This is a genomic window from Candidatus Desulfolinea nitratireducens (assembly GCF_982879505.1).
In genome coordinates, this window is record NZ_CEYOSI010000195.1 from 1 (window position 1) to 6,543 (window position 6,543).

Annotated in this window: 6 protein-coding genes; 3 read left to right on the forward strand and 3 right to left on the reverse strand. The window is 47.3% G+C overall.

Annotated elements, in window-relative coordinates; translation table 11 throughout:
* Nucleotides 1–296: 296 nt before the first annotated feature.
* The gene (locus tag AC3DOM_RS14260) at nucleotides 297–1,931 is read left to right on the forward strand and encodes a ribonuclease J (RefSeq protein WP_487919714.1); all 1,635 of its coding nucleotides are present in this window, start codon (nucleotides 297–299) and stop codon (nucleotides 1,929–1,931) included.
* Nucleotides 1,932–2,013: 82 nt separating this feature from the next.
* Here the strand turns inward: AC3DOM_RS14260 and AC3DOM_RS14265 are convergent, their stop codons facing one another.
* A complete protein-coding gene (locus tag AC3DOM_RS14265; RefSeq protein WP_487919715.1) occupies nucleotides 2,014–2,640 on the reverse strand; it encodes a sugar transferase in 627 nt (208 codons plus the stop codon).
* Nucleotides 2,641–2,821: 181 nt separating this feature from the next.
* Here AC3DOM_RS14265 and AC3DOM_RS14270 point away from each other — a divergent pair, with 181 nt between their 5' ends.
* Together AC3DOM_RS14270 and AC3DOM_RS14275 are read left to right on the forward strand one after the other, a co-directional pair.
* The gene (locus AC3DOM_RS14270; protein WP_487919716.1) at nucleotides 2,822–3,499 is read left to right on the forward strand and encodes a response regulator transcription factor; all 678 of its coding nucleotides are present in this window, start codon (nucleotides 2,822–2,824) and stop codon (nucleotides 3,497–3,499) included.
* A 68-nt stretch (nucleotides 3,500–3,567) separates the two neighbouring features.
* Complete coding sequence (locus tag AC3DOM_RS14275; protein ID WP_487919717.1) at nucleotides 3,568–4,965, forward strand: sensor histidine kinase; 1,398 nt, start codon at nucleotides 3,568–3,570, stop codon at nucleotides 4,963–4,965.
* A gap of 116 nt (nucleotides 4,966–5,081) precedes the next feature.
* Here AC3DOM_RS14275 and AC3DOM_RS14280 read toward each other — a convergent pair whose 3' ends face one another.
* Complete coding sequence (locus tag AC3DOM_RS14280) at nucleotides 5,082–5,798, reverse strand: lytic transglycosylase domain-containing protein (RefSeq protein WP_487919718.1); 717 nt, start codon at nucleotides 5,796–5,798, stop codon at nucleotides 5,082–5,084.
* Between the two features lie 22 nt (nucleotides 5,799–5,820).
* A partial coding sequence (locus AC3DOM_RS14285) for a hypothetical protein (protein WP_487919719.1) occupies nucleotides 5,821–6,543 on the reverse strand: 723 nt, incomplete at its 5' end.

The following is a 6,543-nucleotide window of genomic DNA, read 5'->3' on the forward strand; positions in this document are numbered from 1 at the left end:
TGGCATGGCTTAACCAGGCATATCCCTAAATGGCAGCAGATTTTTGAGAGGGCTGGCAAACCAAAATATGTGCATGAAGCGGTTTTTACCTCATCTTCGCTTTGACAAATCTTCATCTCCCTGCTATACTGCTCAACGTTGGATACGACTTTCACTGCCAATTGGCAGTTTTTTGCAAGCCCGCACAAGCGTACGTCTGTAAGAAGCCCTCGGTAGAAAGAATTCCGCAGGGTCTTTTTTTTGGTTATCTGACTTCATCCGCCGCTGGCGGTTATTAAACTTTTTAAAGAGGAAAAATGAGTAAAAAACTAAGAATTATCCCCCTGGGTGGACTAGGGGAAGTAGGCAAAAACATGACGGCCTACGAATACGGCGAGAATATTCTCATCGTAGATACTGGCATCATGTTCCCCGAAAACGATATGCTCGGGGTCGACTATATCATTCCCGACTTTGAATATTTGCGCGATAAAGCGCACCTGGTACGTGGGATCGTGATCACACACGGGCACGAAGACCATATCGGTGCGATCCATCATGTATTACGCGAGATCTCTGCCCCTGTTTACGGTACGCCCCTGACAATGGGCCTGGTGGAGGTTAAATTAGCACGAAATAAAATGGCTGGTCAGGGAGACTTGCATACCGTGCAAGCCGGCGAGATGGTGCAGGTTGGGCCATTTCAGGTGGAATTTTTCCACGTCTGCCATTCGATCCCTGATAGCGTAGGCCTGGGTATCACCTCCCCTGCGGGCCTGGTCGTCCACATGAGCGACTATAAATTTGACCATACCCCCGTAGATGGTTGGCCGACCGATTATGCGAAGCTGGCCGAGTTCTCCAAACGCTGTGTGGATTTGCTTCTTGCAGATTCGACCAATTCAACCCGCCCCGGTTGGACTCCCTCCGAGATGGTGATTGGTCCAGCTCTTGATAAGGTTTTCGAGGAGGCCCCAGCTCGTATTATTGTGGCTTCATTTGCTTCGCAAATTTCCCGAATGCAACAGGTTGCAGATGCAGCATTAAAGCATGATCGCAAATTAGCTTTCGTTGGGATGAGCATGGTTGACAACTCAAAATTAGCTATCAAGATGAACTATCTTGATATTCCTACAAATACTCTGGTCAGTCTTGAACAAGCTCTGGGAATGAAGGCTAAGGATGTTGTCCTGATGGGCACCGGCTCTCAGGGTGAACCCTCTTCGATCATTGGAAGACTGGCAACGGGAACCAATCGCCATTTTGCATTAAAGCCAGATGATACGATTGTGCTTTCATCGCACCCAATTCCCGGGAATGAGGAATCTGTCAGCAGGACGATCAACAGTCTTTTCCGCCGCGGTGCGACTGTGATTGATGATAGCCTCCTCCCAATCCACGTTTCAGGACATGCCAGCCAGGAGGAAATGAAATTATTGCTCAACCTTGTACGCCCCAATAACTTTGTTCCCATGCACGGTGAGTTACATATGCTTAAGCGTCATGCAATGATGGCAGAAGAAATGGGCGTCTCCCCTGAAAATATTCAGGTCGTGGAAAATGGACAGGTTGTGGAATTGGCGAATGGCAAATTATCCTTGGGAGAACGCATCCCTGGAGGCTACGTTTTCGTGGACGGACACAGCATTGGAGACGTGGATCACGGGGTGATGAGAGAGCGAGAACGTCTTGCGCAAAGCGGCATTTTCCTGATCGACCTCAATATTGACAAATTCACCGGGAAATTGTTGCACGACCCAGAAATTATTACCCGTGGCTTTGTCTCCCCTGAAGAAGCCGAAGAATTAATCCCTATCGCGCAAAAGAAGGTTGTTGATATGATTGACGGCGGATTGGATGATCGACAAACAATCATGAATGCGATCCGCTCTTTCTTGTATAACGAGACAAAGCGTAAACCAATGGTATTTGTAACGCTAAGCAAGGTTTAGAAAAAAATAAGCATAATTATCAGAAATCAAAATGAGTGGCTGAAAACTGCCACTCATTTTTTATTTCTCTGATCAATTCACACTATTCGTCATTCCCCGTAAAATACGTAGTGGTTGCCTCGTCGGTTTTGTTGATCCCCTCTCGCTTGAAGACTTTCCAAATGGTCTGCCACAATATTTTTAAATCCAGCCAAAATGACCAATGATCGACATACCATAAATCCAGTTGAAATTTTTCGGGCCAGGAGATATTATTCCGTCCATTGATCTGTGCCCAACCAGTGATCCCCGGCAGTACTTCGTGACGACGCATCTGCTCCGCATTATAAAGAGGCAAATACTCCATCAAAAAAGGACGAGGGCCTACCAAACTCAGATCGCCGCGTAATACATTGAGGAATTCGGGCACCTCGTCCAGGCTGCTTGCGCGGAGAAATTTACCAAGCCGGGTCAAACGTTTGGCGTCCGGCAGCAAATTTCCCTGCGCGTCGACACGGTTTGTCATCGTCCTGAATTTGTAGATGAAAAAAGGAACCTCTTTATAGCCAGGGCGCTGTTGTTTGAAGAGAATTGGCGCTCCATGATAAATGCGGACAAGCAAGGCAATAATCAACAAAACAGGTGAAAATATAATCAGGGCAAGAAAGGCCACCAGCAAATCGAAAAGACGTTTACCTTTGGGTATTTCCGGGGGAAAAATATGGGGCATTTTCTGATTTTACCAAATAAACCAACGCGTGTATGTGGTATAGTTTTAATCAGCAATTCTCAGGTAGCCAGTGCAATGCATTTTCTGAAATTGCGCCGAAAGCAAATAACATAAAAGATAATCGTACTCACAGTATATTAAAGTGAAATATTGAATTGCTGTGTTTTAAGAGGAGAGAATGATGAGCGAACGAATATTAATTATTGAAGACGATCCTGCGATCCTGAAGTTGCTTCAGCGTGGGCTTGCCTATGAGGGCTATGTTGTGGATACGGCAGTGGATGGACGCAGTGGATTGCTGATGGCACGAGACAACCAACCCGATCTTGTTGTGCTGGACTGGATGTTGCCGGGCATGGACGGACTGGAAGTTTGCCACCGTTTAAGGACTGGGGGCGAAGTCCCGATTGTTATGTTAACCGCCAAAGATACTATTCAGGATCGTGTCCAGGGATTGGACGCCGGTGCAGATGATTATCTCGTCAAGCCTTTTAATCTGGATGAGTTGCTGGCGCGCGTTCGCGCGTTGTTACGACGCACGCAGGTTAAACGGATCCCCATCCTTGAATTTCTCGATCTCAAATTAGATACGGGCTCAAGACAGGCATCCCGCGAGGATCGAATCATTTCGCTGACCGCCAAAGAATATGAATTGCTGGATCTCTTCATGCGCCACCCACGGCAGGTTTTAACCCGTGAAGTGATTTTTGACCGTGTTTGGGGGTATGATTTCGGCGGTGAAAGCAATGTCCTGGAGGTCTATATTCGCTATTTACGTCAAAAACTGGAAGCTGGTGATGAAGCGCGCCTGATTCACACCGTGCGTGGCGTTGGCTACGTAATGCGCGAGATGCCCTAACAGGCATCCATCGATCAAATAAAAGCCCTTAACCGGTTCGAAACACTTTAAAAACCGAATAACCAACGATGCTACGCGGCAGACTGACCTTACTCTATTCCACTCTCATGGGGGGAGTTATACTTCTTTTTGGCATGGCTGTTTATGCCCTTGTCAACGTAACCCTCGTTAATCAGATTGATGACTTACTCAATAACACCGCGGAAGACATACTGGAAATCGCACGTGTTGATGCGGTTGGCGAACTGACCATCCTTCGTTTACCTCCGCTCGATATATCCACGAATGTCTATGTTCAGGTTTGGGATCGCCATGGTCGTCTTATTTCTACCTCGCTAGAATCGGCTCAATTCCCTGAAGCACTGGATAATCAGGGATTGGTATCGCTTGAGGCTAACTTTCGCAGCATTGATTATCATGGTGTCCATATGCGCGTTCTCAGCCTGCCTCTCAGTGTAGGTGGGCGCGATGCAGGAACGATGCAAGTAGCATCCAGCCTGGCAGTTGTCGACTCTGTCCGTGAGGACTTGCTTTATATTCTCATTATGGCCGCAATCTTCGCCGTCATCATCGCAGGAATTGGCTCATGGCTGACAATTGAACGCTCTCTTGCCCCACTTGATACCATTCTTGCGACCACGGAGCAAATCAATCGCGCAGATGATCTCTCCCGCCGAATTCCGTACAAACATCTTCCCAATGACGAGGTTGGTCAGCTTGTGCTTGCCTTCAATCAAACCCTGGAACGACTCGAGACAATCTTCACCTCCCAACAGCGCTTTCTTGCAGATGTCAGCCATGAACTTCGCACGCCCCTGACTGTAATCAAGGGAAACGTTGGTCTTATGCGACGCATGAATACCGTTGACGAAGAAACTCTCGTTAGCATCGATCAGGAAGCAAATCGGCTCACCCGCCTGGTTGGTGATCTGCTTCTCCTCGCGCAGGCTGAGACCGGCAAAATTCCTCTCCAAAAGGATGCCCTTGAACTCGACAGCCTGCTTTTTGAAGTCATTCAGGAAATGCATATCCTTGCCGGAGATAAGTTGATGCTCAAGTTGAGTGAGATTGACCAGATCCAAATTCAGGGAGATCGAGATCGGCTCAAACAAGTTTTGCTAAATCTTGTCTCGAATGCGATTCAATATACTCCCGAAGGAGGAGAAATATTCCTGAGCCTTTCCAAGGTGGGCAAGGAAGCCCGTCTCATCATCCGCGATACCGGGCCTGGGATTCCCGCAGAAGATCTTCCCCATATTTTTGATCGATTCTACCGCACCGAAAAATCCCGCACCCGATCAAAAGCCTCCGGCTTTGGGCTGGGACTCTCTATCGCCTATTGGATCATTGCCAACCATGATGGGAAAATTGATGTAGAAAGCATTGAAGGAGAAGGGTCAACCTTTACGATTTCGCTACCCCTTTTCGATTCCAGGAAAAGCAAACACCTCTCTGTAGAAGATTGATATTTAATAGGACTTACGTATTTTTTTAGCCCTAGTTCCAATGCTCTGCGTTGGGGTATTGTAGACAGGCTACAACGCAGTGAGAAAAAAGGTATTTTGCGTCAGTCCTGTTTAATTTATTGGTTGGCGCGTGCCTGGGAACATAAACTCGCTCCACCCCTGCCCAGCCACTCATCCAGCCGTGCGCTAACCGAGGCGCCCTGCAAAGCATCTGCATAAATACCACTCCCCCAATAAGCATATCTTACAGTTTCCGCAGCCCAGGAAGCTTCTGACCTTGGTATGACGCCAATCCCACCATTGTAGCCTGCAAAAGCCAAGCGAAAATCTCCATTGGCAGTATCCAATGATTTCTGGAGATAGCCCAATCCGCGCAGGGCATTCACATCAGGGATATATGGATTCTCACTATCTTCAAAATGATAAGGCATCACCTGAAATAATCCCATTGCCCCAGCACCAGATCTTGCTTTGGAATCACCACAAGATTCGATTTGCATCACGGTTGCGATCAAATTTGGATCCAGTCCTGTTTGGGCAGCCCAGCCTATGATTTCTTCTCCCCAAAACTGAATCTCAGGAGTAAATAAGGGCGACAATCCCGGGTGAGTAGCATAAAGCTCTGCATAAGGGGCAGCAGCTTCAACATCCGAAAAGATCGGTCCATTTAGTCCACCTAATGAAAAAACAAGGAGAATTCCAACAATAATAACCGCTATTGGAGGCAGTATAAATATTGGGAGACAGCCATTTCCTTCGCTTTCATTATCGGCTGTCTCCCAGTGTGTGTCATCGGAATAAATTTCATCGTCCACACCGTAATCATCGTACATATTTCACACTGAGTTATCTTTCCTAGGAATTGTCGCTATATTCGCGATTGTGTTGATCTCGACCATCAAAACTTTGTTGCCGCCCACTGGACGCAGCCATGTTCTGGTAGGTCGGCTCTGGACTGAAATTCGGCTGAGAACGAGAAGCCTTGGGCGCAGGTCGAAAAGTTGAAGAAGCTCGATTTGTTGCAGGCTGTGGTCGAATATTCCTGGTATGGGTTATTGGATTTTTCTGAGATGATACTCGTTGAGCACGTTTACTTGTGTCCTGGCTAAACAGACGCTCTCCCGCAATCGAAAATGTGCCAATAATAAGCACGCGGATTAACCATACCATAACTGCCACAAAAATCGGGATGAATTTTGTCATTGTTGTGGAACTAACTACAGCACTACCAACATGTCCATTATTTATAATCGCAACAGATATGCCCCACCATGTAAGCATGGCATTCATGATAGCTGCCAAAAGCCAGGCACCAAAAAGATACCAGACCTCAGCTGGTTCATCACGCCCTTGTTCGGGGGTAAATAGACGCGCGACTCCAGCAAAATCAATTCCACAAAAAGCAACTGCCAAAATAGTTGCCCAGCGGATGCCCATAAAGCGCAACTCTCCTAGAACATCTCGCAATGCAAAATCAGTAGTGCTAAAGTTGAATATCTCGAAGGCAAGCAGGGCTGCGATAATCATCATGCCCCATACTGCGCCGCGCTCCAAAGTACGTCCACCAAGAAATGTGGT

Coding starts and splice junctions, on each gene's coding strand:
- AC3DOM_RS14275 (WP_487919717.1), top strand. CDS start 3,568: ATGCTACGCGGCAGACTGACCTTACTCTATTCCACTCTCATGGGGGGA.
- AC3DOM_RS14265 (WP_487919715.1), bottom strand. CDS start 2,640: ATGCCCCATATTTTTCCCCCGGAAATACCCAAAGGTAAACGTCTTTTC.
- AC3DOM_RS14280 (WP_487919718.1), bottom strand. CDS start 5,798: ATGTACGATGATTACGGTGTGGACGATGAAATTTATTCCGATGACACA.
- AC3DOM_RS14260 (WP_487919714.1), top strand. CDS start 297: ATGAGTAAAAAACTAAGAATTATCCCCCTGGGTGGACTAGGGGAAGTA.
- AC3DOM_RS14270 (WP_487919716.1), top strand. CDS start 2,822: ATGAGCGAACGAATATTAATTATTGAAGACGATCCTGCGATCCTGAAG.